Origin of the sequence: Allobosea sp. Root483D1 (assembly GCF_001429505.1) — a bacterium.
Lineage (GTDB): Bacteria > Pseudomonadota > Alphaproteobacteria > Rhizobiales > Beijerinckiaceae > Allobosea.
The window spans coordinates 263,707-289,608 of sequence record NZ_LMJW01000018.1 but is presented as its reverse complement, the minus strand read 5'-3'; the positions used below and the strand labels follow the sequence as shown (position 1 = coordinate 289,608).

The 25,902-nt window shown below is 66.5% G+C and carries 29 protein-coding genes; 15 read left to right on the top strand and 14 right to left on the bottom strand.

Annotation, left to right across the window (positions count from 1 at the left end):
* Positions 1 to 156: 156 nt before the first annotated feature.
* Positions 157 to 2,049 carry a DNA primase gene (gene dnaG / locus ASE66_RS16705; protein WP_057190815.1) on the bottom strand — a complete coding sequence of 631 codons (1,893 nt, stop codon included), beginning with the start codon at positions 2,047 to 2,049 and terminating at the stop codon, positions 157 to 159.
* Positions 2,050 to 2,175: 126 nt separating this feature from the next.
* Here dnaG and ASE66_RS16700 point away from each other — a divergent pair, with 126 nt between their 5' ends.
* Together ASE66_RS16700 and ASE66_RS16695 are read left to right on the top strand one after the other, a co-directional pair.
* Positions 2,176 to 3,093, top strand: coding sequence for a LysR substrate-binding domain-containing protein (locus ASE66_RS16700; RefSeq protein ID WP_057190814.1), 918 nt, complete (start codon positions 2,176 to 2,178; stop codon positions 3,091 to 3,093).
* A 76-nt stretch (positions 3,094 to 3,169) separates the two neighbouring features.
* Positions 3,170 to 3,586, top strand: a complete 417-nt coding sequence (locus ASE66_RS16695; protein ID WP_244494954.1) for an NIPSNAP family protein — start codon at positions 3,170 to 3,172, stop codon at positions 3,584 to 3,586.
* Between the two features lie 12 nt (positions 3,587 to 3,598).
* On the opposite strand, the gene ASE66_RS16690 is transcribed toward ASE66_RS16695, so the two are convergent.
* Positions 3,599 to 4,096 carry a hypothetical protein gene (locus tag ASE66_RS16690; RefSeq protein WP_057190813.1) on the bottom strand — a complete coding sequence of 166 codons (498 nt, stop codon included), beginning with the start codon at positions 4,094 to 4,096 and terminating at the stop codon, positions 3,599 to 3,601.
* Between the two features lie 59 nt (positions 4,097 to 4,155).
* Entirely contained in the window at positions 4,156 to 4,617 is a 462-nt protein-coding gene (locus ASE66_RS16685; protein ID WP_057191111.1) for a GatB/YqeY domain-containing protein, read from the bottom strand.
* Positions 4,618 to 4,751: 134 nt separating this feature from the next.
* Here ASE66_RS16685 and carA point away from each other — a divergent pair, with 134 nt between their 5' ends.
* The 3 genes from carA to ASE66_RS16670 all read left to right on the top strand — a co-directional run bounded on the left by carA (position 4,752) and on the right by ASE66_RS16670 (position 7,259).
* Entirely contained in the window at positions 4,752 to 5,972 is a 1,221-nt protein-coding gene (carA, locus tag ASE66_RS16680; protein WP_057190812.1) for a glutamine-hydrolyzing carbamoyl-phosphate synthase small subunit, read from the top strand.
* Positions 5,972 to 6,241 (top strand): YARHG domain-containing protein, encoded by a 270-nt coding sequence (locus tag ASE66_RS16675; RefSeq protein ID WP_057190811.1) that lies wholly within the window; start codon positions 5,972 to 5,974, stop codon positions 6,239 to 6,241. Before carA ends, ASE66_RS16675 begins: the two co-directional genes overlap by 1 nt.
* A 184-nt stretch (positions 6,242 to 6,425) precedes the next feature.
* On the top strand, positions 6,426 to 7,259 hold the full coding sequence (locus tag ASE66_RS16670) for a prephenate dehydrogenase (protein WP_057190810.1): 834 nt from the start codon (positions 6,426 to 6,428) through the stop codon (positions 7,257 to 7,259).
* Positions 7,260 to 7,417: 158 nt separating this feature from the next.
* On the opposite strand, the gene ASE66_RS16665 is transcribed toward ASE66_RS16670, so the two are convergent.
* Positions 7,418 to 8,350, bottom strand: a complete 933-nt coding sequence (locus ASE66_RS16665) for a LysR substrate-binding domain-containing protein (protein ID WP_057190809.1) — start codon at positions 8,348 to 8,350, stop codon at positions 7,418 to 7,420.
* Between the two features lie 92 nt (positions 8,351 to 8,442).
* Here ASE66_RS16665 and ASE66_RS16660 point away from each other — a divergent pair, with 92 nt between their 5' ends.
* Positions 8,443 to 9,342, top strand: a complete 900-nt coding sequence (locus ASE66_RS16660; protein ID WP_057190808.1) for a DMT family transporter — start codon at positions 8,443 to 8,445, stop codon at positions 9,340 to 9,342.
* A gap of 119 nt (positions 9,343 to 9,461) precedes the next feature.
* On the opposite strand, the gene ASE66_RS16655 is transcribed toward ASE66_RS16660, so the two are convergent.
* On the bottom strand, positions 9,462 to 10,010 hold the full coding sequence (locus ASE66_RS16655; protein ID WP_057191110.1) for a MarR family winged helix-turn-helix transcriptional regulator: 549 nt from the start codon (positions 10,008 to 10,010) through the stop codon (positions 9,462 to 9,464).
* A 161-nt stretch (positions 10,011 to 10,171) separates the two neighbouring features.
* On the opposite strand from ASE66_RS16655, the gene ASE66_RS16650 reads away from it, so the two are divergent.
* From ASE66_RS16650 to ASE66_RS16635, 4 genes are all read left to right on the top strand, one after another.
* Complete coding sequence (locus ASE66_RS16650; RefSeq protein ID WP_057190807.1) at positions 10,172 to 10,507, top strand: cupin domain-containing protein; 336 nt, start codon at positions 10,172 to 10,174, stop codon at positions 10,505 to 10,507.
* Between the two features lie 30 nt (positions 10,508 to 10,537).
* A complete protein-coding gene (locus tag ASE66_RS16645) occupies positions 10,538 to 10,948 on the top strand; it encodes a VOC family protein (protein WP_057190806.1) in 411 nt (136 codons plus the stop codon).
* A 470-nt stretch (positions 10,949 to 11,418) separates the two neighbouring features.
* Positions 11,419 to 11,628, top strand: coding sequence for a cold-shock protein (locus ASE66_RS16640; RefSeq protein ID WP_057190805.1), 210 nt, complete (start codon positions 11,419 to 11,421; stop codon positions 11,626 to 11,628).
* A 135-nt stretch (positions 11,629 to 11,763) separates the two neighbouring features.
* Positions 11,764 to 11,997, top strand: coding sequence for a hypothetical protein (locus tag ASE66_RS16635; RefSeq protein ID WP_057190804.1), 234 nt, complete (start codon positions 11,764 to 11,766; stop codon positions 11,995 to 11,997).
* A 338-nt stretch (positions 11,998 to 12,335) separates the two neighbouring features.
* On the opposite strand, the gene ASE66_RS16630 is transcribed toward ASE66_RS16635, so the two are convergent.
* Together ASE66_RS16630 and ASE66_RS16625 are read right to left on the bottom strand one after the other, a co-directional pair.
* Positions 12,336 to 12,827 (bottom strand): SRPBCC family protein, encoded by a 492-nt coding sequence (locus tag ASE66_RS16630; protein WP_057190803.1) that lies wholly within the window; start codon positions 12,825 to 12,827, stop codon positions 12,336 to 12,338.
* A complete protein-coding gene (locus tag ASE66_RS16625) occupies positions 12,824 to 13,195 on the bottom strand; it encodes an ArsR/SmtB family transcription factor (RefSeq protein ID WP_413814273.1) in 372 nt (123 codons plus the stop codon). Before ASE66_RS16625 ends, ASE66_RS16630 begins: the two co-directional genes overlap by 4 nt.
* Before the next feature lie 843 nt (positions 13,196 to 14,038).
* Here ASE66_RS16625 and ASE66_RS16620 point away from each other — a divergent pair.
* Positions 14,039 to 14,449, top strand: a complete 411-nt coding sequence (locus ASE66_RS16620; RefSeq protein WP_244494953.1) for a GNAT family N-acetyltransferase — start codon at positions 14,039 to 14,041, stop codon at positions 14,447 to 14,449.
* A 24-nt stretch (positions 14,450 to 14,473) separates the two neighbouring features.
* On the opposite strand, the gene ASE66_RS16615 is transcribed toward ASE66_RS16620, so the two are convergent.
* Together ASE66_RS16615 and ASE66_RS16610 are read right to left on the bottom strand one after the other, a co-directional pair.
* Complete coding sequence (locus ASE66_RS16615; protein WP_057190800.1) at positions 14,474 to 15,283, bottom strand: inositol monophosphatase family protein; 810 nt, start codon at positions 15,281 to 15,283, stop codon at positions 14,474 to 14,476.
* A gap of 3 nt (positions 15,284 to 15,286) precedes the next feature.
* On the bottom strand, positions 15,287 to 16,543 hold the full coding sequence (locus ASE66_RS16610) for an SAM-dependent methyltransferase (protein WP_057190799.1): 1,257 nt from the start codon (positions 16,541 to 16,543) through the stop codon (positions 15,287 to 15,289).
* A 151-nt stretch (positions 16,544 to 16,694) separates the two neighbouring features.
* Here ASE66_RS16610 and ASE66_RS16605 point away from each other — a divergent pair, with 151 nt between their 5' ends.
* A complete protein-coding gene (locus ASE66_RS16605; protein WP_082613512.1) occupies positions 16,695 to 17,408 on the top strand; it encodes a class I SAM-dependent methyltransferase in 714 nt (237 codons plus the stop codon).
* Positions 17,405 to 17,902: a DUF1772 domain-containing protein gene (locus ASE66_RS16600; RefSeq protein ID WP_057190797.1), complete on the top strand. Its 498-nt coding sequence runs from the start codon at positions 17,405 to 17,407 to the stop codon at positions 17,900 to 17,902. Before ASE66_RS16605 ends, ASE66_RS16600 begins: the two co-directional genes overlap by 4 nt.
* Here ASE66_RS16600 and ASE66_RS16595 read toward each other — a convergent pair whose 3' ends face one another.
* The 3 genes from ASE66_RS16595 to zigA form a co-directional block, all read right to left on the bottom strand.
* Positions 17,903 to 18,307: a GtrA family protein gene (locus ASE66_RS16595; RefSeq protein WP_057190796.1), complete on the bottom strand. Its 405-nt coding sequence runs from the start codon at positions 18,305 to 18,307 to the stop codon at positions 17,903 to 17,905.
* Positions 18,308 to 18,504: 197 nt separating this feature from the next.
* Entirely contained in the window at positions 18,505 to 19,803 is a 1,299-nt protein-coding gene (locus ASE66_RS16590; protein WP_057190795.1) for a hypothetical protein, read from the bottom strand.
* Between the two features lie 53 nt (positions 19,804 to 19,856).
* A complete protein-coding gene (zigA, locus tag ASE66_RS16585) occupies positions 19,857 to 21,071 on the bottom strand; it encodes a zinc metallochaperone GTPase ZigA (RefSeq protein ID WP_244494952.1) in 1,215 nt (404 codons plus the stop codon).
* 262 nt (positions 21,072 to 21,333) lie between these two features.
* Here zigA and ASE66_RS16580 point away from each other — a divergent pair, with 262 nt between their 5' ends.
* Complete coding sequence (locus ASE66_RS16580) at positions 21,334 to 22,716, top strand: amidohydrolase family protein (RefSeq protein WP_057190793.1); 1,383 nt, start codon at positions 21,334 to 21,336, stop codon at positions 22,714 to 22,716.
* Positions 22,717 to 22,843: 127 nt separating this feature from the next.
* Here ASE66_RS16580 and ASE66_RS16575 read toward each other — a convergent pair whose 3' ends face one another.
* Positions 22,844 to 23,191 (bottom strand): ArsR/SmtB family transcription factor, encoded by a 348-nt coding sequence (locus tag ASE66_RS16575; RefSeq protein ID WP_057190792.1) that lies wholly within the window; start codon positions 23,189 to 23,191, stop codon positions 22,844 to 22,846.
* A 137-nt stretch (positions 23,192 to 23,328) separates the two neighbouring features.
* Between ASE66_RS16575 and ASE66_RS16570 the strand changes: the two genes are divergently transcribed.
* A complete protein-coding gene (locus ASE66_RS16570) occupies positions 23,329 to 24,540 on the top strand; it encodes an MFS transporter (protein ID WP_057190791.1) in 1,212 nt (403 codons plus the stop codon).
* Between the two features lie 65 nt (positions 24,541 to 24,605).
* On the opposite strand, the gene ASE66_RS16565 is transcribed toward ASE66_RS16570, so the two are convergent.
* A complete protein-coding gene (locus ASE66_RS16565; protein WP_057190790.1) occupies positions 24,606 to 25,667 on the bottom strand; it encodes a class I SAM-dependent methyltransferase in 1,062 nt (353 codons plus the stop codon).
* Between the last annotated feature and the right edge of the window lie 235 nt (positions 25,668 to 25,902).

Sequence of the window (25,902 nt, the reverse complement as noted above, 5' to 3'; positions counted from 1 at the left end):
CCGCTCCGACGCAGAAAAGGGCGCCGCGGCTGCCGTTGCTGCCGCGCACCCCACCCTACTCATTCGTCACAGATAGCGCCGACCATCGTTGATGAATCGTGCACCATCTCGAAAGTCACCCCGGATCTGCCGACGAAAAGCAACGCGCCAGCCTGGTCACTTGTCGGAATTCGCCTCGGTCCCCTCGATCGTCTCGAGGCGGCCCTTGACGTCCTTCATCCAGGCGAAATTGGCTTCCGTTGGTTCGTCAGCCAATGCGCGTTCGGCTGCCTTCAGCTCGCTATGTAGCGTGCGTGCGCGATGATGCAAGACGAGAGCCTGACGAATCGAATCAAAAACCGATTCAGGATCAGCAGTTTGCGCCAGCTTCAGCCGCTCGGCCGGCTGGGTGACGGCGAGCAGCGCCGCCCGTGCTTCGGCGACACGCCCCTGCTCCAGCCGCCGCCCGAACGCCTCCTGGTCGAAGGCGCCGTCGATCGCCGCATCGAGCAGCGCCTGGCGAAAGCGTTCGGCCGCCGTCCCGTCGAGTGCGAGTTCGGCAATCTCGTCGACGCAGCGCATGACGAGGTCGGGATGGCTCGCCAGCGCCAGCAGGATGAACGCCTCGCGCTGATTCTCGCCATGCCGGCGCTGCATCAGCGGCGAACTGGTGAGCTGCTGGCTCGGCCGCACCAGCGACAGCGGCTGCCTCTCCGGGCCGCGCTGAAAACCGCGTCCGCCGCGCGCATTGCCGCCGAAGCCACCCTGCCGGCGCCCCTCGAAACGCTCCTGCTGCGGTGGCGGGGCGAAGAGCTGGCCGATGCGCTCGTCGATCTCACGGCGATAATGCCGGCGTGTCGCCTCGTCGCGGATCAGGCCGAGCGGCTCCTTCAGCCGGCGTTCGAAGGCAGCGCGCCGCTCGGGCGTGTCGAGCTGGCTCGCCTCGAATTCGCGGGCCCAGAGCATGTCGACCAGCGGCTTTGCCGAACCGATCACCTCGGCGACCGCTGGCTTGCCGCCGGAGCGGGCGAGATCGTCCGGATCCTGCCCCTCCGGCAACAGCGCGAAGGAGAGCGAGCGCCCCGGTTCGAGCAACGGCAGCGCAAGATCGATCGCCCGGCTCGCCGCCTTGCGCCCGGCCTTGTCGCCGTCGAGGCAGATCACCGGCTCGCCGGCCATGCGCCAGAGCAGGGTGAGCTGGTCCTCGGTCAGCGCAGTGCCGAGCGGCGCCACCACCTGCGGGAAGCCGGCGAGCGTCATGGCGATGACGTCGACATAGCCCTCGACCACGATCACCTGGCCAGTGTCGTGCGCGGCCTTGCGGGCATTGTGGTGGTTGAACAGAAGACCGCCCTTGTGGAAGAGCGGCGTCTCCGGCGAGTTCAGGTATTTGGCCGAGACCTCGGCGCTCATCGCCCGGCCGCCGAAGGCGACCACCCGTCCACGCGCATCATGGATCGGGAACATGACCCGGTCGCGGAAGCGGTCATAGGGCACGGCGATCTCCTCGCCATGCACCAGAAGCCCGGTCTCCATCATCGCATCCGCGCCGACGCCCTTGCCGGCGAGATGATCGCGCAGCGCGAATCGGTCGGGCGGGGCATAGCCCATGCGGAAGAGCTGGCGCGCCTGGCCTTCCAGTCCGCGCCCCGAGAGATAACGCCGCGCCAGCCCGCCGCGCTCGGATTGCAATTCGGCCTCGAAGAAGCGTGCCGCGAGCTCGACGACCTCGTGCAGCCCCTTGCGCTTCTCCTCCTGTACCTGCGCCTCGACGGAAACTTTCGGCAAGATAACGCCGGCTTCCGAGGCGAGCTTCTCGACCGCCTCCGGGAAGGACAGCCCCTCGGTCTCCATCACGAACTTGAAGATGTCGCCGTTCTTGCCGGAGGAGAAATCGAAGAACGAGCCCTTCTGGTCGTTGACGAAGAAGGACGGCGTCTTCTCGGCGTTGAAGGGCGAGAGCCCCTTCCATTCGCGGCCGGCCTTGGCGAGGCGCACGCGTTTGCCCACGACCGCCGAGACTGGCAGCCGCGCCTTGATCTCCTCAAGGACGGAGGGCGGGAACTTCATGGCTTCCTATCTGGCGATGCGGAGAGCTTGTGCCAATCGCCGATCGCAGCGCTCCCCTGATTATTGGCGCAATCCACAGCGCGTGATAGCCAGCCATGCTGGCGAAGCGAGGCAGGAGCGCGCCCGATGATCGAGACGCGGCTGCTGCGCCAGTTCATCGCCGTTGCCGAGGAGCTGAATTTCCACCGCGCGGCCGAGCGGCTGCACATGGCGCAGCCGCCGCTCAGCCAGGCGATCCGCAAGCTCGAAGACGCGCTCGGCCTCCGCCTGTTCGAGCGCAGCAACCGCAGCGTCGCGCTCACGCCGGCCGGCGCAGCCTTCTTCGTCACCGCCCGGCGCGTCCTCGCCCAGCTCGATGACGGCATCAGGGAGGCCCAGCGCGTCGCCGCCGGCCAGGCCGGCCGCCTCGCGATCACCTTCGTCGGCACCGCCCATGATCTTTTGCCGTTGGCGCTGCGCCGTTTCCGCGCCGAATTCCCCGGCATCGAGCTTGTCCTGCGCGAGGCGACAACCGGCGAGCAACTCGCAGCGATCACCGCCGGCGAGGCCGATATCGGCCTGATGCGCCAGCCCGGCATCATGGTTGCGCAGCTCGCCAGCGAATGCCTGCTGCGCGAACCGATCCTCGCCGCCCTGCCGGACGATCACGCGCTTGCTGGACGCAAGACCATTCCCCTCGCCGCTCTCGCCGGCGACGACTTCATCGGCACGCAGCGCCAGCTCGGCATCGGCTTCCACGACCAGATCATCTGGCTTTGCCGGCTCGCCGGCTTCTCGCCGCGCATCGTCCAGGAGGCCCGCCAGATGCAGACTGTCGCCAGCCTGGTCGCGAGCGGCCTCGGCGTCGCGCTGATCCCGGCTTCGCTGGCGCTGATACCGCGCGCCGGCGTCGCCTTCCGGCCGATCGCAGTCGAGGCGCCTCCGGAGATGGCGCATGTCGAACTGATCGCCGCCTGGGATGCGACGCGCGGCTCGCCCGCGCGGGACAATTTCCTCGCCGTGCTCCGGCAAGCGGCCATCGATATGCAGGACATATCAAACTAGGACGAACAATATATTTTACTGAGAGCAGCCAGGCAGGCAGCCTCCTCGCACAGCAATAGCCGAGGAGCTTCAGCTCATGCACCGCCCCATCCGGCGATCAGCCTTGCTTGCGGCCGCGCTCACCGCGGCGGCCGCCTTCGCCCTCCCTGCCTCAGCGACCGAGCGACCGACCATGATCGAACAACTGCGCATCTACGAGATCTTCGACGGCAACAAGGAGGCCTTCCACGCCCGCTTCCGCGACCATGCCGCCCGCATCATGAAGGCCCATGGCTTCGACATCGCAGCGATGTGGGAGGCTAAGGGCAAGGACCGCACCGAGTTCGTCTATGTCCTGCGCTGGCATGATGAAGCGACGATGCGCGAGCGCTGGGCCCGCTTCATGCAGGATGCCGAATGGTCGAAGATCAAGGACAGCAGCGCCGCCGAGCACGGCCGCATGGTCGGCGCGATCGAGGAGCGGGTGATGCAGCGCACGAGCTATTCGCCGTAAGCAGCCGGCTCCTTACGGACAGCGCAGCGGATCGCCAGCCAGGGCCTTCGCCACACCGTCCGTCGGCAGCAGGATGGTCGCGTCGGCAGCCCGCAATTCGATCCGCTTCGCCTCGCGCAGGCCCGCCACCACCGGCCTCATCTGTATGACGCCGAAACCCTCATCGGGTGTCCAGGTCAGCTCGACCTCGTCGACACCCGATTGAGCCTTGACCGGCACGCGCGTCGCCTTGCCGTCAGCCACGATCTCGATCGTCGACGGCAAGGCGTCCTTGAGCTGCGTCTTGGGCAGGACGGCCATCAGGTAAGGGCCGCTCGCAATCGCCGGGTTGGCGCGAGCCGCCGCCGCATCGCCGCAATAGAAGGTGAGCCGCGTCCCGTCGGCGCCGCTCACCCCGGCATAGGAGGTGCCCATCTGATAGCCGGTGCCCCAGCCCTCCGACTGGGCGAGCGCAGCCGGGCCTTGCAAGGCGAGGCCGAGCGCGATCACAATGATCGACCGTTTCGACATCGGAAGCCTCCTTTGCCGAAACGCTGCCCCGTCGATATGGCGGAAATGCCGCCTGCGGATCAGCCGCCCAGCAACTGCTTTACCATAGGGGAGACCTTGGCAAAGTCCATCTGGCCGGCATAGGCGGCGCGCAGCGCGCCGATGACCTTGCCCATGTCCTTGACGCTGGCCGCGCCGACCTCGGCGATGACCTCCTCGATCGCCGCCTTGATCTCCTCGTCGCTCATCTGCTTCGGCAGGTAGGCGGAGATCACCGCGACCTCGGCGCGCTCACCATCGGCGAGCTCGGGACGGGCATTGGCGTCGTAGATCGTGATCGATTCCTGGCGCTGCTTGATCATCTTCTGCAGCAAGGCGAGAATCTCGTCCGGCGTCGCCTCGCCCTTGCCGGCCCCGCGCGCCTCGATGTCCTTGTCCTTCAGCGCCGCCTGGACCAGGCGGATGGTCGAGACCTTGCCCTTCTCGCCGGCCTTCATCGCGGTCTTCAGGTCGGCGGTGAACTGCTCACGCAGGTTGGACATGATGTTGCAAACCTTCTTCATTCATTGACGGGGCGCAGGCGCCTGATTAAGGCTCGCGCTCCAGACCGGCAGCGCCACTCGCGCGCAGCCTTCACGCTTGCCGCAGCTTCCAGCGGCCTGGACGAGACATAGACATGACCGCTCATGAAGGAAACCCCGCCACGCAAGGCTGGCAAGAGGGCTGGGTTGAGCCACGCGCGACCGCGGTGCTGGTGCTGGCCGACGGCACGGTGCTCGAAGGCTTCGGCCTCGGCGCCATCACGCAGGCTCCCGGCGAGGTCTGCTTCAACACGGCGATGACCGGCTATCAGGAGATCCTGACCGATCCGTCCTATGCTGGGCAGATCATCACCTTCACCTTCCCGCATATCGGCAATGTCGGCGTCAACGAGGAGGACACCGAGACGGTCAACGCCGCCGCCTCCTCCGGCGTGCGCGGCATCGTGCTGCATGCCGAGGTGACGCAGCCCTCGAACTGGCGCTCGGCAAAGCATCTCGATGCCTGGCTCAAGGCCCGCAACATCGTCGGCATCTGCGGTGTCGACACCCGGGCGCTGACAGCGCTGATCCGCGAGAACGGCATGCCGAACGCGGTCATCGCCCATGACCCGGCTGGCAATTTCGACATCGAGCGTCTCAAGAAAGAGGCCGCCGCCCTGCCCGACATGGCCGGGCTCGACCTCGTGCCGCTCGTCGCCGCGACCCAGCGCTATGACTGGGACGAGACGCCCTGGCAGTGGCCGCGCGGCTACGGCAAGCGCGAGAGCGCGGCGCACCGGGTCGTCGCGATCGACTACGGCGTCAAGCGCAACATCCTGCGCTTGCTCGCCAAGGCCGGCTGCGAGGTCGAGGTCGTGCCCTCGACCGCGACCGCCAAGGACATCCTCGCGTTGAACCCCGACGGTGTCTTCCTGTCGAACGGCCCGGGCGATCCGGCCGCGACCGGCGAATATGCCGTGCCGGTGATCAAGGAGCTGCTCGACCGCAAGATCCCGACCTTCGGCATCTGCCTCGGCCATCAGATGCTGGCGCTCGCGATCGGCGGCCAGACCATGAAGATGAAGCAGGGCCATCACGGCGCCAATCATCCGGTCCAGGACAAGACCACCGGCAAGGTCGAGATCGTCTCGATGAACCACGGCTTCGCCGTGGATCCGGCGACGCTGCCGGCCAACGCGACCGAGACTCATGTCTCGCTCTTCGACGGCTCGAACTGCGGCATCGCGCTGAACGATCGCCCGGCCTTCAGCGTCCAGCATCATCCGGAGGCCTCACCCGGCCCGCAGGACAGCCACTACCTCTTCACCCGCTTCGTCGAATTGATGGAAGCCGAGAAGGCGAAGAAGGCCGCCTGATGCTGCGCCTTCCAGCGGCTTGCCTGGCGCTCATGTTGCTGCACCAGCCGGCGCTGGCGGCGTTCCCCTGTGACGAACTCTGGGGCGAACGCAACGCGATCTATTTTGAAGCCGGCTACTGCTTCAAGACGGAGCGCGGCAAGAAGGCCTTTGGCGACAATGCCGGCTGCAAATACGACAATGTCGCGGACGTGCCGCTGACGGCCCGCAACCGGGCCGATATCGCCGACATCCAGCGGCGCGAGCGCGAGAACAACTGCCCGAGATGAGGCTGTGGTTGACAGTCCCCGCAGCCTGCGCTTGAAGCGAAGCATGAACCAAGCGACCTGCCTCGCTCGCAACTATTACGCGCCGTCCTCATAGAAGGCGGTCGCACTCCCATGCTCAACCGCCGCGCTGGCGGTTGAAATCAGGCAGTCACCCGGCATCGCGGCCCTCCTCAAGGACAACGCGATGCTTACCCAAAACAAGACCAATCCCTCCATCGGCCTGATGGGCTTTGGCGCCTTCGGCCGCCTGATCGCCCGTCATCTCAGGTCGCATTGCCGCCTCCTGGCGTTCGATCCGGCGCTGACAGCGGACGCCGCTGCTGGCGGCATCATCGCCGCCGACCCGGCCGAGATCGCCGCCTGCGACATCGTCATTCTCGCCGTGCCGGTCGCGGCCCTCTCCGAGGCGATCGCGACGTTAAGGCCGCATCTGCGCGCCGGGGCGATCGTCGTCGATGTCGGCTCGGTCAAGATCGGCCCGGCCGCGACCATGCTGGCCGAGCTGCCTGACAACGTCGAGATCGTCGGCACACACCCCCTCTTCGGCCCGCAGAGCGGGCGCGACGGCATTGCCGGCCTCAAGATCGCGATCTGCCCGATCCGGGGCCGCAGCGCCTGGCGCATCGCCGCCTTCCTGCGCCGCATGCTTGGCCTCACCGTGATCATGACGACGCCGGAGGCGCACGACCGCGAGGCGGCGATGGTCCAGGGCCTGACCCATCTCATCGCCAAGATCCTGGTCAGGATGGAGCCGCTGCCGCGCCGGATGACCACGGCGAGCTTCGACCTCCTGATGCGCGCGACCGAGATGGTCCGCCATGACAGCCCCGGTGTCTTCATGGCGATCGAGCAGGCCCACCCGCATGCCAGGCCGGTTCGCGACCGCTTCTTCGCCCTGGCCGAGGAGATGCGGGCACATCTGGATCACTCGGCTTCCAATGACATCGCCCCTCAATTAGCGCGGGCGCCGCAACAGGCCCTCTCCCCCCTTGTGGGGGAGAGTTGGAGAGGGGGGTAGTCAGCCCCGCGGGCAAACATCAGCTTTGCAGTAGAGACGTCTCCGAAGGGGCAGCGCCCTGCATACCCCCCTCCCAACCCTCCCCCACAAGGGGGGAGGGCTGCGCCCGATCCAGCAGCCCTGCATTGGATCGAAACGACGTGACTGGATGCCGTCTCCTAGGCCGCCTTCGCCTCCAGCTTCAGGAAGCCCGCCAGCTTGGCCGCCGACAGTCCGGCCTCAGTCGCGATCCGCGTCGCCAGCGCCACTGCCGCGGGCCGTGGCTGCCCCATCGGCCGGTCGAGCCAGTACGAGACCGGGTTGAGCGCAATGCGGGCGTCGACCCTGGCGATCCGCCCGGCATCGACCTGCGCCTGCGCCAAAGGCGGGCGCGACAAGGCCACGCCTAGCCCACTGGCGGCGGCGTCGAGCACGAGGTTGTAGTCCTCGAACCTCCGATCCTGCTGGCGCGGCCGGAAGTCGAGCCCCTGCGCATTGAACCAGGCGCGCCAGCCGGCGGCGTCCGAATCATGGATCAGCGGCTGGTCGAGGAAGCGCTCCGGCTTGCCCTCGCCGATCGCCTTGGCCAGTTCCGGCGAGGCGATCGGGTAGCACCACTCCTCGAAGAGCTGCACTGAGACCCGGCCCGGCGTGCCGCCGCGGCCGCAGCGAATGGCGAGGTCTATACCCTCCTCCTCAAGGTCGACCTTGCGATGATCGACCTGCAGCATGATCCGCACGGCGGGATCGCCGCTTTCGAGGCGCTGCCAGCGCGGCATCAGCCAGAGCGAGCAGACCGATGGCGTCGCGCTGAAGCGCACCACCGCCGTCCCGCGCGGCTCGCTCCAGCGGTCGGAGCTGTCGGCGAAGACCAGGAAAGCCTCCTGCGTGCGCTGGAACAGGCGCTGCCCCTCCGGTGTCAGCGCAACCCCGCGCGCCTGCCGCTCGAACACCCGCAGGCCAAGCCAGTGTTCCAGCTTGGCGACCTGCCGCGAGATCGCGCCATGGGTGAGGTTCAGCGCCTCGGCCGCGGCCGAGAAGCTGCCGGAGCGGGCAGCGGCCTCGAAGGCGCGCAGCGTATCGAGGGGTGGAAGCGGCGAGCTGTGATCCATGCTCACAGCTCGCCATCGAATTACTCGTTTGTCAATCAGCTCGCCGGGGCGTCTATCGGGAGCGAACCGTCATTTGCCCCTGTGAGGCCACCATGACCACCGCCGCTCCCGCCGCGCCCACCCGGCCCGGCTCCACCCTCGACGCCATTCTCCTCTTCACCATTCCCTTCACCGTCATCGCCTGGGCGTCCTCCTTCCCGGCGATCCGGGCGGGCCTTACCGGCTTCGGCGCGCTCGAACTCGCGGCGCTGCGCTTTGCCATCGCCGGCGTGTTCGCGGCGCTCTTCCTGGTCGTGATGCGTCCGAAGCTGCCCGAGCGCGCCGACATCTGGCGCTTCCTCACCGGCGGCATCGTCTTCATCGCGCTCTATGCGATCTTCCTCAATCTCGGCCAGCGCGTCGTGCCGGCGGGCGCGGCGAGCTTCATCATCAACACCAACCCGATCATGACGGCAGCGCTCGCCATGCTGGTCCTGAACGAGCGCTTCAGCCTGATCGCCTGGCTCGGCACAGCGCTCGCCTTCGCGGGCATCGGCGTGATCGCGCTCGGCAACGGGCTCGACCTCAATATCGGCATCAGCGTCCTGCTGATCCTCGGCGCCGCCCTCTGCAACTCGGTCTCGACCGTGGTGCAAAAGCCGCTCTTCGCCCGTCACAAGCCGCTCACCGTCGCGGCCTGGAACATGGCGCTCGGTGGCCTCGCGCTCACGCCCTTCCTGCCCGGCGCACTGGAGCAGTTGCCGGCCGCCCCGGCGCAGGCGATCTGGTCCGTCGTCTGGCTTGCTCTGGTCTCGAGCGTCGTCGCCTACGGCACCTGGGCGATTACCTTATCGCGCCTGCCGGCTGCCCGCGCCTCCAACTTCCAGTACTGCGTGCCGCCGGCGGCGATGCTGATCAGCTTCCTCTGGCTCGGTGAGATCCCGACCACGCTCGGCCTGATCGGCGGCGCCATGGCGCTGGCCGGCGTGGTGATCGTCAATTTGAAGCGGTGAACACGTCGTCATTCTCGGGCGAAGCGAAGCGCAGGCCCGAGAATCTCGTGACGAGAAGGCGCGGATTGGAGCCTCATCCGGTCTGAGATGCTCGGGTCAAGCCCGAGCATGACGTGCCTTCACTCGGCGCCCTGAGCTCCCGCCTGATCCCGTTCGACCCCCAAAATCAGCTTCCTCAGCAATCCCGCCAGCATCTCGCGCTCGCCTGCATCGAGCGGCTGCAGGAAGGTAAGCTCGCTCGCCATATCCGTGCGAAACGCCTGCTCGGCCAGCGCCGCACCCTTTTCCGTCAGCGCGACCTGCACGCTGCGCCCGTCCTGCGGCGACTTCTCGCGCCGGATCAGCCCGGCCTTCTCCAGCCGGTCGAGCCGGTGGGTCAGTCCACCCGAGGAGATCATCAGCAGGGAATACATCTCGGTCGGCGTCAGCCGGTAGGGCGGCCCGGACCGGCGCAAGGTCGAAATCACGTCGAACTCGCCGCGGTCGAGCCCGAAGCCGGCAAAGGTCGCCTCGATGCTGGGCCGGACCATGTTGCCGAGCCGAAAGGCTCGGCCGAGGATCGCCATCGGCTCGGTGTTCAGGCCGGGCAGCTCCCGTGCCCATAGCCGACGCAGCCGGTCGACGTGGTCCTCCGCGGTGCCTTCCTGGTTCACTGATTCGTTTGTCATTTCCGAGCCTTGGCCGTCGCTGCCGCCACAGCGAGACATACACGGCGCATGCCCTTTGGCCAAGATATCTCGGCGCGAAGATATTTATCTTGACGGGAAGATATTTTCTGCGATAGATATCTTCTCGTGAAGATAGATCACCAGCAGCCAGGGAGGCAGCGATGTTCAATATCCTTCGTGCACAGGACCAGCAGCGCGGCGCCAACCGCACGCTGCGCTTCGAGGGCGAAGCGCTCGGCGGGCCGATCTCGTTCTTCATGGTCGATGCCGAGCCGGGCCAGGGCTCGATGCTGCACGTCCACCCCTATTCCGAGACCTGGATCGTCCAGAAGGGCGAGGCCGAGTTCACCGTCGGTGGCGAAACCACTCGCGGCTACCCCGGCGACATCGTCGTCGCCGCTCCCGATATCCCGCATCGCTTCGAGAATGTCGGCGAAGGCCGGCTCGCGCTGATCTGCGTCCATCCGAACGAACGCATCCTGCAGCAGAACCTCTGACAGCCCCCTACCCCAGCAAGGAGAACTGCCATGTCCAAGATGATCTTCGTCAACCTGCCCGTCACCGACATCGCTGCCGCGACCCGCGTCTACGAGGCGATCGGCTGCACGCAGAACCCCGATTTCAGCGATCACCAGGCCTCGAGCATGGTCTGGTCCGAGGCGATCACCTTCCAGCTGCTGAGCCGCGACTATTTCGCGACCTTCACCGCCAAGCCAGTCGCCGACGCTCATGCCGGGGCGCAGGTCCTGCTGGCGCTCACCCAGGAGAGCCGCGCCGCGGTCGATGCGCTGGTCAAGGCTGCGGCAGCCGCCGGCGGCAAGGCCGATCCGCGCCCGGCGACCGATATGGGCTGGCTCTACAATCGCGCCTTCGAGGATGCCGACGGCCACACTTTCGAGGCCGTTTTCGCCGACATGTCGGCAATGCCGACGGGGTGAGAGAGCCGGAGAACCCCTCTCCCGGGTGGGAGAGGGGCCGGGCTGAAAGCGACGTCTCGCTGGTGGAGCGCTTCGAGCGCCCCATGGCTCTGGCCGGCGTGGTGATCGTCAATTTGAAGCGGTGAGGCGCAAGCCCGCTCACCACATTTGCCGCACCCGGCCCTATGGAAAATAAAGAAGCAGGCGATACTGCGAAACTTCACTGAGCTCAGGTCTAAAATCTGGTCTTCATTCACTAAAAACTCGAATTCAACCCCCAAATTCGGCGCGATTGAAATGAAAAACGAGAGCGATGATTGACATCTCGCCTCGAAAATCGTAGCTTGATTTTGTCGATATTTGCTTGGACGGTCGGTTTTATTTTCGTGCTTCGGCACGCTTCTGATGAACTCCCCCCTTTCGAAATCGTTCTGAATCCGCCGAGCAGTCGCATGGCGGACGACAGGTATTGCCAATAGGAGGGTTCTTCAATGGCCACCGGCACAGTGAAATGGTTCAATTCCACCAAGGGCTTCGGCTTCATTCAGCCTGACGACGGCAGCCAGGACGTCTTCGTCCACATCTCTGCTGTCGAGCGCGCTGGAATGCGCGATCTGCAGGAAGGCCAGAAGATCAGCTTCGAGGTCGCTCGCGACAACAAGTCGGGCAAGATGGCCGCCGAGCAGCTTCAGGCTGCATGATCCGGACGTCATTCGTCACGGTGACCATGGATGTACCGGCACTACTGACTGGAATGACTTCCAAGGGAAGGCCAAGCGTATGCTTGGCCTTTTTTATGTGCCTGACCTCGCCATCGAAACTATCGGGAGGCCATCTTGGCTGAACATTCAAAGCAGCGCTCTGACGCCGACAACAATTTCCTGAAGGTGCAGACCCAGTCGCTCGCACGCAGCCGGATCGTCTCCGAGGCTGACAGCATCGCCCAGGCCCGCGATGAGAATACTGCGAAGCTGAGGCAATTGCGGCTGCAGAAGGAAGCGCTGGAGCGCGAGGCGCAGGCCCTGGCGCCTGCCAAGCCCAAGGCACGCCGCAAGATCGTCCGCGCCTGACGGCAAGCCGGCCGCTCGCCCTCGCGGCGAGCATCCCGCCTTCAATTCTGCCGTCGCGCGGGTTCAGGCAGCGGCGAGTGACGCTGCCTCGACACATCGACATCGAGATTCGGCACGCAGCCGTCGACTGCGACGCCACCCCGCCCCCTCTCTTGGATGGTGTCCTGCCGCAAATCCTCGCAGTGCAAGCCGGCGGGGCTTTTGAGCGCGGCCGACCAACTGTTGCCGGGTTGAGCGGGTTTCCCTTTCCTGCGGGGAAGAAGGCCGCGGCGCGACGCGCTCACGGGCGAGGACGGCGCAGCCGCGCCGCCTTCAGGATCGATCGGAGCGCGCGCCTGTCAGGACAGGAGGCGCCCGGCCTTGATGTACTCGACCATCTGGCTGACCACCGTGCCCCAGCCCTCGTGGAAACCCATCTCTTCGTGCTGCTTGCGGCTGGCATCGTTGCCATGGATGGCCACGGCTCGATAATGCGTGCCGTTGCCGTCCCTGGCGAGATCCAGGATGGCGGTGAAGAACGGGTTCGGCGAAGGTCGATAACCGCCGAGCAGCGTGTCGGTCATGACCAGCCGCTCCAGCGGCTTCACCTCGAGATAGCACTGGGTGTTGGCGAATTCCTGGCCCTCGGGCGAGCGCATGGTGAAGTTGATCGCGCCACCGGGACGCAGGTCGAGGTCCAAGGCGGAGATCGCCCACGGCTTGGGCGCGAACCAGTTGCGCAGATGTTCCGGCGTCGTCCAGGCACGCCAGACGAGTTCGACCGGGACATCGAGCTTGCGTTCGAGCAGCAGGTCGAGCTCGGGATTGATCGTGATCGCAGGCAAGGTCATTTGCTCTCCTCTTCCTTCAGGGTCATGACATAGGCGTCGAACTGGTCGAGGCGGCGCTCCCAGAGGTTGCGCTGGTGCCCGAGCCAATCCTCGGCGAGCTTCAACTGGTCCGTAGCCAGCTCGTAGGTCCTGACGCGCCCGGTCTTGTGCGAGCGCACGAGACCGCTCGTCTCGAGCACCTTCAGGTGCTCGACGAAGGACGGCAGGGCCATGGCGTAGGGTGCGGCGAGCTCGCTCACCGAAGCTGGCCGCGCGGTCAGGCGCTCCAGCACATGCCGTCGCGTCGGATCGGACAAAGCCCGGAAGACCTTGTCCACGACGACGGGATGGGGCGCCTGCTGCATGCCGGCGCCGATTTGCGGTGTCACGGCCTTCCTCCCTGCCGACGGCTGCGCAGCAATCTGCGCGAGGCAGTGATAGGTGGACTCAATACTTAGGTCAATTCCTTAGTTTTTAGAGGCACAGGCGCCATAGCCTGTCCGCGGCAACCATGGGGACCGCGACGCGGAACCCCTCTCCTGTAAGGAGAGGGGCAGGGGTGAGGTGTTCGGAGGGCAATCGTGAGCCTGAACTCAACCGCGCGGTGAGCGCTCACGGCATTGGTCCCAGGGCCTACACCTCACCCTGCCCTCTCCTTCCAGGAGAGGGTTCCCCGCGCCTCCCCTTCACGGAGTCAGCAGCCAGCGGGGATAGCCCCTCAATCAATCCCCGCCCCTCAAACCTCGCTTATGCTTCTCCCCGTCCCGCCCGAACCGAGGGGGCTTCGCGAGGCATCATGAGGCCGGGCGGGAGAGCGGTGTTTGTGGCGAGAGGGCCTTGCGAGCCTGAACGAGCATGCTCCGCAGAAGTGCGAACCACTTTTGCGACCTGATTCTGCTCGTTCCACCACGGAGGGGTTTCGTCGTTCGGGGTAGGCACCCCGGTCCAGCCGGACGCAACACACGACGAGATCTCACAGAGAACCGCGCGCGGGGCTCGGGCAGTGGCCAGTGGCGCTGCCTCGACATCATCGACATCGACATTCGGCACGCAGCCGTCGACTGCGACGCCGCCTTAGCCCCGCGCCTCCCTCGGATGGCGTCCTGCCTCAAACCCTCGCGGCGCCAAGCCGGCGAGGTTTTGGGTGCGACCGACCAACCGTTGCCGGGCTGAGCGAGCCTCTGCTACGCGGGGGAATGCTCCGTTCCCCGACCAGACTCCAGCGCAGTGACATGGACGCGGTGGCTGCCGTGCACCGTGCGAGCTTCGATGATCGCCTGCCCTGGCTGGCAGGGCTCCATACGCCCGAGGAAGACCGCGCCTATTTCGGGAGCGTGGTCTTCGACGAATGCGAACTGTGGGGCACGTTCGACGGTCCGGCGCTGGTCGGCTTCATCGCCTTCCGCGATGGCTGGATCGACCAGCTCTATGTGCTGCCGACCTATCAGGGCCAGGGTGTGGGCAGCGCCTTGCTGGACGTGGCGCAGATGCGCTGCTCCGAGTTCAATCTCTGGACGTTTCAGCGAAACGCCATCGCCAGGCGCTTTTATGAGCGACACGACTTCGTCGAAGCTGAGTTGACCGACGGATCGCGCAATGAGGAGCGCGAGCCAGACATCCGCTATGTCTGGCGCAGGGGCTGACCAGCCTCGCGGACGAGGCCCAGTCTAAGCCTCCGCGAACAGCCGCCGCTGCAGCTCGTCCCACAGCTCGGGCGATTGCCCCGCCAGGATGCCGAAGCCCGGCTCGGCCGGCTTGTAGGGACGCCCGTCGAAGCGGGCCGCCCGGCCGCCGGCTTCTTCGAGGAAGAGCGTGCCCGGCGCATGGTCCCAGGGCAAGCCGCGCCAGAACACGACGAAGTGCTGCTCGCCGCGCACGATCGCGGGATATTCCTCGCCGGCGCAGTGCATGCCCGGCAGGATGGCGGCGAGATCCCGGCCATTGGCCTGTACGCGCGCCGTGATCTCGGCCGGCAGGAAGCGGGTGAGCACGCCGCCGCGCAGCGCGTTCCACTGCGGCGCCCTGCCTGCCCTGACGCGCTCGCCATTGATCCAGGCGCCAGAGCCCCGCTCGGCGACATGCAGCGTCCCAGTCGCCGGGCTCAGCATCCAGGAGGCGACGGGCTCGCCCTCGCGCAGCAGCGCCACCATCATCGAAAAGCACGGGCTGCCCTTGATGAAATTGGCGGTGCCGTCGACGGGATCGACCACGAAGACCGTGCCCTCGCCTAGCCCCTGCAGCAGCTCCGGCTGGGCCGAGACCGCTTCCTCGCCGATCACCCGCGATCCCGGGAGTAACTCAGGGAGCCGGATATTGAGCAGCCGCTCTGCCTCTTCATCCGCGATGGTGACCTCTTCGCCTGGGGATTTCACCCGGACCTCGGTCTCCGCCAGCTTGCGGAAGCGCGGCATCACCACCTCCGCCGCGACCTCGCGCAGCAGGTCCGAGACCTGCTCGATCGGCAAATGTCCGGCCATCGTCTAGAAGCCCCGCTGTTCCAGTTCGGCTTCCGCCTGCGTGATGTAGTCCCGGATCACCGGCACGGCGCTCTTGTGCGGGCCGAGCAGCAGTTGGAAGACCATATCGCCGCCGATGTCGAAGGAGATCGAGCAGGCGGAGAGGTAGAACTCCCACATCCGGGCGAAGCGCTCGCCCAGCATCGCGACAACCTCCGGCCGATGCGCCATGAAGCGCTCGCGCCAGGCCTCCAGCGTCCAGTGATAGTGCCGGCGCCAGAACTCGCAGTCGGAATGCCAGAGCCCGGTCTGCTCGACCGCGGCGAACACCTCCGACAAGGCCGGCGCATAGCCCCCGGGGAAGATGTACTTGTCGAAGAACGGGCCGGTGAAGCCGGGCGGGCCGACGCGGCCGATGCAGTGGACCAGCGCGATCCCGTCAGGGGTCAAGAGGTCGCGGATCTTCTCGAAATATTCGAGGTAATGGGCGACGCCGACATGCTCCATCATGCCGACCGAGACGACGCGGTCGAACGTGCCGGTGAGCTCGCGATAGTCCTTGTTGATGAAGCTGACGGCATCGCCGACCCCGGCGACCTCGGCCCGCTTCTGCGCCGCCGCCATCTGGTCGGGCGAGACGTTGAGGCCGGTGACCTTCGCCCCGCAGGCCTTGGCGAGATAGATCGAAAGCTCGCCCCAGCCCGAGCCGATGTCGAGAACGCGCATGCCCGGCTCGATCTTCAGCTTCGCCGCCAGGTGGCGGAGCTTGGCCTTCTGCGCGTTTTCCAGGCCGACATCCGGAGAATGCCAATACGCGCAGGAATAGGTCATCGTCTCGTCGAGCCAGAGCCGATAGAAGTCGGTCGGGATATCGTAGTGGTGCTTCACCTTCTTGCCGGCGACGCCGAGCGGGTTGTGCATCCGCCAGCGCCGGATCTTGAAGCGGATCTTGCGGATCGCCGCCTGCAGCGGGTGCTTGCGCAATTCGCTGCGCTGGATCCAGAACAGCGTCAGGAGGTCATGGATGGTCGAACCGTCCTCGAACTCGATACGCTCATCCATATAGCCTTCGGCCAGCGCCAGCTCGGGATTGAGGAAGAGCTCGCGCTCGATCTTCGTATCCTTGAAGCGCACCGTCACCTCGCCGGCGACGACCGGCTTGCCGGCGAAGGTGAACTCGGTCCGGCCCGGCCCGAAGACATGCCGTGTCCCGTCCGGCGCGATCACGGTCAGGCGCCCCTTGCGGATCGAGCGCTTCAGCAGTTTCGGCAACAGCAGCATGGTCGGCAGGCTCCGTCGGTCGCGCGGAAGCTATTGGCTCATTTGAGGCAGCACAAACCCTGCGTGCAATCAACCTGACTCCATAGTCGCCGCGGCCATGCTAGGGCTTAAGGCGAAGGCGCCCCGGCGCCGCCCTCGAAACGGAAGCCCGATGTCCTGGCGTGATTTCTGGAATGGCGAGCATGCGATCTATGTCTCGGATCGCCACAAGGCCCTGCATTATCGCCGCATCGCGCAGGATATCGCCGCCGCCGTGCCGTCGAAGGACGCGGCCATCCTCGATGTCGGTTGTGGCGAGGCGCTCTCGGCCGATCTCGTCGCCGCGGCCAGTGGCAGGCTGATCCTCTGCGAGGCAGCACCGACCGTCCGCGACAGGCTGAAGGCCCGCTTCGGCGCGCTCGCCAATCTCTCGGTCGTCTCGCCCGAAGAGGTCGAGGCGCTGCCGGATGATTCGCTCGACCTCGTCGTCGCCAACTCACTGATCCAGTACCTTGGCGAAGACGAATTGAAGCGGGCGCTGGCGACCTGGCTCGCCAAGCTTAAGCCGGGCGGGGAGCTCATCCTCGCCGACGTGATCCCGCCCGATCTCTCGCCGCTGACCGACGCGACCGAATTGCTCGGCTTCGCCTGGCGCGGCGGCTTTCTCGTCGCGGCGCTCGGCGGCCTCGTCCGCACCGTCTTCTCGGACTACCGCAAGCTGCGCGCTCAATACGGGCTTTCGACCTACAGCGCCGTCGGCATCAGCGCGCTGGTCGAGGCGGCCGGCTTCAAGGGCGTCACACGCCGCACGAATTTCGGCCATAACCCGCATCGCATGGCCTTTTCGGCACGCAAGCCGCTGATGCTGGAGGCTGCAACGCCATGACCGCGCTCGCGCTCACCCTCACCATCGTCACGCTGGTTTTGGCCGGCGCCATGGCAGGCTTCTTCTATGCCTATTCGATGTCGGTGATGTGGGCGCTCGACGCGACCGATCCGAAGGCCGCGATCGCCTCGATGCAGAGCATCAACATCGTCGTGCGCAACGCGATCTTCTTCCCGGCCTTCTTCGGCACGCCGGTGGTGGCGCTGGTCGCCGCCGGGCTGTGGTGGAAGCAAGGCGCCGGGCAGGTCGCGCTGCTGCTGGCGCTCGCCGCCATCGTCTATCTGGCCGGCACCTTCCTTATCACCATCGTCGCCAATGTGCCGATGAACGAGGCGCTTGCCATCGCCACGATCCCGGCCGATCCCGAGCAAGCGCGGACACTCTGGCAGCACTATTCCGGCCCGTGGACGATGTGGAACCATGTCCGCACGCTCGCGAGCTTTGTCAGCCTGCTGCTGGTCGGCTGGGCGCTCTACGCCGCCGGCCAGACCTGATCAGGGGCCTTCGCGATCGGCGAAACTGAAGAACTTGTGCCCGGCGAAGGTGAAGATCATCACGATCAGCGTGGTCACGACCTGCATCGGCAGATAGGGCAGACCGGCGACCTTGACGAAGAGGTGCATCAGCACACCGGTGAGCAGAAAGCCGCCGAAGGCGATCAGGCCGAAGCGCCAGCTCGCCTCGCCATGCGTGCGCGTCGCCACAAAGGTGAGCCAGCGGTTCAGCACATAAGAGACGACGCCACCGAGCACGAAACCGGCCAGCGAGGCCACAACGGGATCGGCCCCGCCGAGCTCGACCAGGCCGATCAGCAATCCGTAATGCGCGACCGCCGCCATAACGCCCGAGAAGGCGTAGGCGACGACCTGGCGGCTCTGGCGAGGAAGACGTTGCAGCATCCGGGATGCCTATACCCCGGATGCTGAACGGAAGCCTATACGCCTCGCAATTCCCTCCTCGCGTCATCCCGGACAAGCGGCAAAGCCGCGCCGATCCGGGATCCATTCCGGAGCCTTCCCGATAGAGGTTCCGGAATGGGTCCCGGGTCTCCCTGCGGTCGCCCGGGACGACCGAGCTTTATGATGCAGGCCGAAGATCAGCCCGCATCGCTGCCGGCGAGGTTGGCCGGGATGCCCTCGACCGGCAGGTCGAGCGCCTGCTTCAGCGTCTCGAGATTGTATTCGCGGATGCGGCCATTCGTGGGGTCGCTGACATAGGCGCTGCCGCCGACCACCGCGAGCGACGGCGTCGGCGTCTTCGCGCCATACTGGCAGTCGAAGGCCGACACGGCGTCGAAGCTGGCAAGCTCCTTCCAGGCGGCGACGTCATAGACCCGGAGCTTGCCGTCCGGCGTCAGATTGGCGAGCCGCCTGCCGTTGCCGGAGAGTTCGAACTGGCAGGCCGACTGGCCGCCGGGCACCGGGAGGATATCGGTAGCAGACAGCGACTTGGCGGTTGGATCGACCCTGAGCAAGCCGTCATAGGGCGAGGTCTTGCCGTAATTGGCGACCATGAATTTGGCGCCGACCCTGGCCTTGATCGCGCTGATGCGGCGCCCGTCGGGATAGGCGAGCTTCTGCGCGCTGAACTTGCCACCGGCCTGCGACATGACCAGCATGCCGCCGCCCTCCCCCTCGGCGCAGCCGAAGACATGGCGGCCGTCGGCGGCGGCATGGCCGTGATAGAGCTTGCAGGAGGCATCGGCCTTGGTCGCGTCGTTGAAGCTGGCGAGCCTGGCCCAACCGCCCTTCGTCCGATCGAGGATCTCGAACCCGTCCGGTCGCGACGAGGCGCTGCGATCCTCGCCCTTCACATAGACCGGGTTCGGCACCGACATCAGCCAGCGTCCCTCGCCCATCGGCACGACGATGCCGTGCTGGGGTCCTGGGCTCGGCCATTCCGTCAGCTGCGGCTTGTCCTTGGCGAGATCGTTGATCGCGACGAGCACCGCCTTCGCCGTGCTCTGGCCGTCCCAGGGCCGGATGCCGTCATAGAACAAGGCGAGCTGGCCATGGCCGGAGATGACATGGGCCGGCTTCTGGCCAGTCAGCACGAGGTCGACGAGCTTCACCGGCCCCTTCTCGATGTCGTTGTGGTCGCCATGCGATTCGATCGTCAGCCCGGTGTCGAGGAAGCGGATCGTCCCGGCATCGTCGCCGGTCTTGATCACCACGAAGCGGCCGCCCTGCGCCGTGGCGAAGCCGGGATTGGCCTTGGGCAGATCGAAGCTGTGCGTGACCTCGCCGGTGTCGAGATCGAGCACGCGCACCACCGGCTTCTCGTGATCGGCGAAGACCAGACGGCCGCGCAGCACGGCATGGTCATGGGCGAGCGCCGGCAGGCTCGAAAGCACGGCCGACACGGCGAGCGTGGACAACAGGGAAAGCGGACGCATGGCAATCTCCAGGACGGGCAGCAAGGGAGTGGCGGAACGGATCGGATAAGGTTTCAAGCGGCATCGGCCCGGCGCCAGGCCGGGAACGGGTCGGGCAGATCGCGATAGCGCTCGGGCTTGAAGGCGATGGTCGGCGTCTCGCCGAGGAGACAGGCATCGAGCCCGGCGCGGATGGCGCGCTCGTCCATTGCGCAGCCGATGAAGACCAGCTCCTGCCGGCGGTCGCCCCAGACTGAGTGCCAGTGCCGGTTCAGGATCGCCTTCCATTCCGGATGGTCGGGCCAGCGCGGGCGCGGCACCGCCGCCCACCAGAAGCCCATCGCCTCGGTGCGGCAGATCGCGCCCGCGAGCGACATCTCGCCGACCCATTCGGGCCGCGTCGCCAGCCAGAAATGCCCCTTGGCCCGGATCAGCCCGGCCCAGCTCTGGGCGAGGAAGGCGTTGAACTTTTCGGGATGGAACGGCCGGCGCGCCCGGTAGACGAAGGAGGAAATGCCGTATTCCTCGGTCTCCGGCACATGGTCTTTGAAGCCATAGAGCTCCTTGTGCCAGAGCGGGTGCTCCTGCGCCTTCTCATGGTCGAACAGGCCGGTATCGAGGATTGCGTCCAGTGGCGCGCGGCCGAAATCGGCCTCGATCAGCCGCGCATCCGGGTTGAGCGCCCTGATGATGAGCCGCGCCTGCGCCGTCGCCTCCGACCCGGCATCGCCGACCTTGTTGAGCACGACGACATCAGCGAACTCGATCTGCTCGACCAGGAGATCGACCAAGGTGCGCTCGTCGCCTTCGCCAGCCGTCTCGCCACGCTCACGCAGGAAGTCGCGCGAGCCGTAATCTTTCAGCAGGTTCACCGCATCGACCACCGTCACCATGGTGTCGAGCCGGGCGAGATCGGAGAGCGAGAAGCCGTCCTCGTCGCGGAATTCGAAGGTCGCTGCGATCGGTAGCGGCTCGGCGATGCCGGTACCCTCGATCAAGAGGTAGTCGAAGCGGCCATCGCGGGCGAGCCGGCCGACCTCGGCGAGGAGATCGTCGCGCAAGGTGCAGCAGATGCAGCCATTGCTCATCTCGACCAGCTTCTCGTCGGTGCGCGACAGGTCGCCGCCGCCGGAACGGACGAGGTCGGCATCGATGTTGACCTCGCTCATGTCGTTGACAATGACCGCGACCTTGCGGCCCTCGCGGTTGTTGAGGACGTGGTTCAGCAGCGTCGTCTTGCCGGCGCCGAGAAAGCCGGAGAGCACGGTGACGGGAAGGCGGGCATCCATCTCGGAACTCATATTTTGTTACGTTGTAACATTTCATAGCGAGGGCAAATCGCGGACGCAAGGCTGTCCTGTGGGAGGTCTCCAAACTCAGCCCTCATCCTGAGGAGCCGCGCAGCGGCGTCTCGAAGGATGCTCCGGCTGCCCCGGAACCTCCTGAAGCATCCTTCGAGACGCGGACTTACGGTCCGCTCCTCAGGATGAGGGCTTGGGAAATCATCGAGGCTCGCTAAGTTCGCCACTCCACGCCGATGGAGGGGTCGCCATGATCGAGATTGACCTACTGGTCCGCGCCGAGTTCCTCTATCCGATCAGCCCCGGCCTGCCGGTGATTCCGGATGGCGAGGTCGCGATCGCCGGTGGGCGCATCCTCCATGCCGGCCCGCGCCAACCCGAGGGGCATTGGGCACCGGCTCGCACGCTGGACGGTGCCGGGCGGGTCGTACTGCCCGGCTTCGTCAACTGCCATTCGCACGCGGCATCGCTGGTCTTCCGCAGCCAGACCGACGACCACGCCGCCAAGGCGGCGCTGCTCGAAGTCGCCTTCCGGATGGAGAAGGACATCAGCGAGGACGAGTGGGCGCTGCTGGCGGAAGCCGGTTGCGCCGACATGCTCCAGGCCGGCATCACCACCATCAACGACATCTGGTATGCGCCGCACCGACTCGCCGAGACCGTCGCTTCCTGCGGCCTGCGTGCCCAGATCGCCCACAAGGTCTTCGACGTTCGCCTGCACGAGCTCTGGCGCGGCGACTACACGCATCATCCTGATATCGGCGAGGAGCGGCTCCGCGACGGCGTCGCCTTCGCCGAGCGCTGGCACGGCGCTGCCGATGGCCGCATCACCGCGCGCATCGGCACGCACGCCACCGACACCTGCTCGGCGGAACTGCTCAGGATCGCCCGCGCGGAGGCCAACCGGCTCGGCATCGGCATGCATATCCACGCCGCCCAGAGCGTCGCTGAGGTCGAGCAGGTCAAGGCGGCCCATGGCTGTGGTCCGGTCGAGTTCCTTCGCGATGTCGGCATGCTCGGTCCGGACGTGGTGCTCGCCCATCTCGTCTTCGCCGGAACGGGCGATCTCGACGCGGCCCAGGAGAGCGGGGCCGCCTACGCGCATTGCCCGACGATCTATCCGCGCCGCGGCCGCTATCCGCCGCTCGAAGACATCATGGCGCGCCGCATTCCGACCGGCTTCGCCACCGACTGGATGCTGAACGACCCGTTCGAGGGGATGCGCAACGCCCTCAACGCCATGCGCCTGCGCCTCGGCAGCCCGACCGCCCTCTCCTGCGCGCAAGCGCTGGAGCTACACACGATCGGCGCTGCCCGGGTCATGGGCCTGCAGGACGAGATCGGCTCGCTCGAGCCCGGCAAGAAGGCCGACCTGATCATGGTCGACATCGACCGCCCGCACCTGCAACCCTATTACGGCGACTACGCCGCGCTGGTCTATTACGCCAAGGCAAGCGACGTGGTGACGAGCATCGTCGACGGGGCGGTCGTCGTCGAGGATGGCCGCCCAACGCGCCTCGACCGCGACAGGACGATGGCGCGAATCAGGGAGCATGTCCCCGGCTGGCGCGGAAGGCTTGCAGCCCTGGGCAGTCGGGCAGTGTTCGGGCCAGGGTGCCCATGCTGCGGTTAGGCTGACGGCGCTACGGCTTCACGTCGTCATGCTCGGCCTTGTGCCGAGCATCCACGTCTTGAACACCACCCTCACCCAGCGAAGACGGGGATGGCCCGGACAAGCCCGACCATGACGGCGGAAAACCTCAAACGTCGATCTTGATCCGCGGCACGGAGGGGTCGCGCCGCGCCGTCTCGATCACGCTGTCGAGCAGGCCGGGGAAGCGCCGCTCGAACTCGTCGCGGCGGATGCTGAGGAAGCGCACCGTCCCTTCCGCCCGTGAACGCGTGATCCCGGCCTCGCGCAATTTTGCGAAATGGTAGGAGAGCAGCGAGGGCGAGGCGAGCTCGGTGAAGGCGCCGCAGCGCGCCTTGTCGACCTCATCGCAATCGGCGAGCGAGACCAGGATGCCGAGCCGGATCGGATCGCCAAGCGCGGCGAACACGTCGGCCGGCAGGACGTCTTCGATCTCCGGATGGAAGAGCTGCTTCATCACCTCCGACTTAATTGCATCGGCCGCTCCTGACAAGTTTCAATGATCCTTGAATTTAGGATTGACTCATGGTCGGCCGGCGCCCATGATTCAACGATCATTGAAATTGTCGGCACCTCCACACGGAGCCCTCTGCCATGGATATCCGTCTCCTCCTGCTGGCCGGTGGCGCTTTCGCCATCGGCACGGGCAGCCTCGTCATCACCGGCATCCTGCCGAACCTCGCCGCGGCCTTCGGCGTCAGTGTCGACACCGCCGGCCTGCTGATCTCGATCTTCGCCATCGCCTATGCCATCGGCTCGCCGGTGCTCTCGACGCTGTTTGGCAATCTCGACCGCAAGCTCGTGCTCGTCGGCTCGCTCACGGTCTTCACGCTCGCCAATCTCGTCGCCGCCTTCACCAGCGATTTCTCCTCGCTGATGCTGGCGCGCATCGTCATGGCGCTCGCGTCGGGCGTGTTCATGCCAGCGGCGAACGCCGTCGCCGTCGCTCTGGTGCCGCCTGAGCGCCGGGCCCGCGCCATCGCGCTGGTCACCGGCGGCATGACCGTCTCGCTGATTCTCGGCGTGCCGCTCGGCACCGCCGTGGCTACGCTCGGCTGGCATTTCGCCTTCCTGGTCGTGGCACTCTTCGGCGCGCTCGCGCTCGCCGGCCTGCTGTTCAAGATGCCCGCCGGCCTGCCGCGCGGCGCCAACACGCTCGCCGAACGCCTGCAGGTCGCGCGCCGCGGCGATGTCCTGCTGGCGCTCGGCACCACCGCGCTTTGGACCACCGGCGCCTTCACGCTCTACACCTATGTCGCGCCCTTCCTCTCGGCCCATGCCGGCATCTCCGGCCATTGGCTCAGCGCCACGCTGGTCCTGACCGGCATCGGCTCGGCGCTGGGCAACCAGTTGGGCGGCCAGGCCAGCGACCGCTTCGGCCCCGTGCCGACGCTGACCTTCGTGCTGACCTTGCTCGCAGCCTCGCTCGCCGCCGCCTCGCTCGTCGCGGTGACCTTGCCGCCAGCGGTCGCGATCTTCGTCCTGCCGGTGGTCCTGATGGTCTGGAGCGGCGCCGGTTGGGCGGGGCATCCCTCGCAGATGTCGCGCCTTGCCGCGATGGCGCCGGATGCCGTCGTGGTCGCGCTCTCGCTCAATGCCTCGGCGCTCTATGTCGGCATCGCCGCCGGCGCCGTGCTCGGCCAGCAGGTGCTGCGCCATGGCGCGTCCTGGGAGCTCGGCTTCGTCGGGGCCGCCTGCGAACTCGGCGCGCTTGCCTTGCTGCTGATCGCGACGCAGCGACGCAAGGCGGCCATGCGCGAGGCCGCCCGCGTCAGCGAAATCGCGATCGCCCCGCCAGCGCGATAACGATCGACTGAGTCGGCCGCATTAGCCCGCTCGCTGTCCTGGCGAGCGGGTTTACCGCTCCCGCCTCAGGCCCTGACCTCGAACACCATGTTGAACGGCGTCTCGGTGGCGCGGCGGAAGCGGGTGAAGCCGGCATCGAGCGCGACCTTCCTCAGCCGCATCTCGCCAGCCTGCGCGCCGAGGCCGAGCCCAACCTCCTGCGACATCGAGGCCGGCGTGCAGATCATCGTCGAAGCCCCGTAGAAAATCCGGCCTACCGGATTGATGTTCTGCTTGAGATTGTCATGGGCGAAGGGCTCGACGATCATCCAGGTACCGTCCGGCGCCAGCGTCTCCCTGACATGGTGGCCGGCCCCGACCGGATCGCCCATGTCGTGCAGGCAGTCGAACATGGCGACCAGGTCATAGCGCGCCGCCGGGAAATCCTTGGCACTGGCCCGCTCGAAGACGATGCGGTCGCCGACGCCGGCCTTCTCCGCCGCCTCCCTGCCCTTCTCGATCGAGGGGCCGTGATAGTCGAAGGCGAAGAAGCGCGACTTCGGATAGGCCTGCGCCATCAGGATGGTCGAGGCGCCATGGCCGCAGCCGACATCGGCGACCACCGCCCCAGCCTCCAGCTTGGCCTTGACGCCCTCCAGCGCTGGAATCCAGCTGCTCACCAGGTTGGTGTTGTAGCCCGGCCGGAAGAAGCGCTCAGTGCCGCGGAACAGGCAGTTGCTGTGCTCGTGCCAGCCCAGGCCCGCGCCGGTCCTGAAGGCCTGCTCGACCTTGGGCTCGTCGACCCACATCGACTGGACGATTTCGAAGGCGCCGGCGAAGAAGGCCGGACTGCCTTCCTCGGCGAAAGCCATGGCCTGCTCCGGCGACAGGCTGAAGCTGTCGGCCCCCTCGTCGTACTGGACGTATTCGGCGGCGGCCTGGGCCGAGAGCCATTCGCGGAGATAGCGTTCCTTCAGGCCGGTCTTGCCGGCGAGCTCCGCCGCCGTGACGGGCTCGCCGTCCGCCATGGCCCGGTAGAGGCCGAGCTGATCGCCCAGCACGATCAGGGAGCCGGTGACGCAGGCTCCGACGTCTCCGACGAGACGGCCGACGAGGGCATCGAGCTTCTGCGGATCGGATTGACGCATGGCCAAGCTCCTCTGGTTGGGGAGGCGTGGCCGGAGTCAGGCGCGAACCGGCTCGACGCCATCGCGGAACCGGATGCTATACCCCGCTCGCCGCGGCTCAACTGCGCAAAGGGAGAAATGCGCTCCCTGTGCGCGCATGACAGGAAGAAGCGCTTTCCGCTTCCCCCCGCCGCTCCCGGCGTCTATAGCGAGCGCCTAGCATTCATCTTTGGGCGATCGCCGGCCTCCGCTCCTT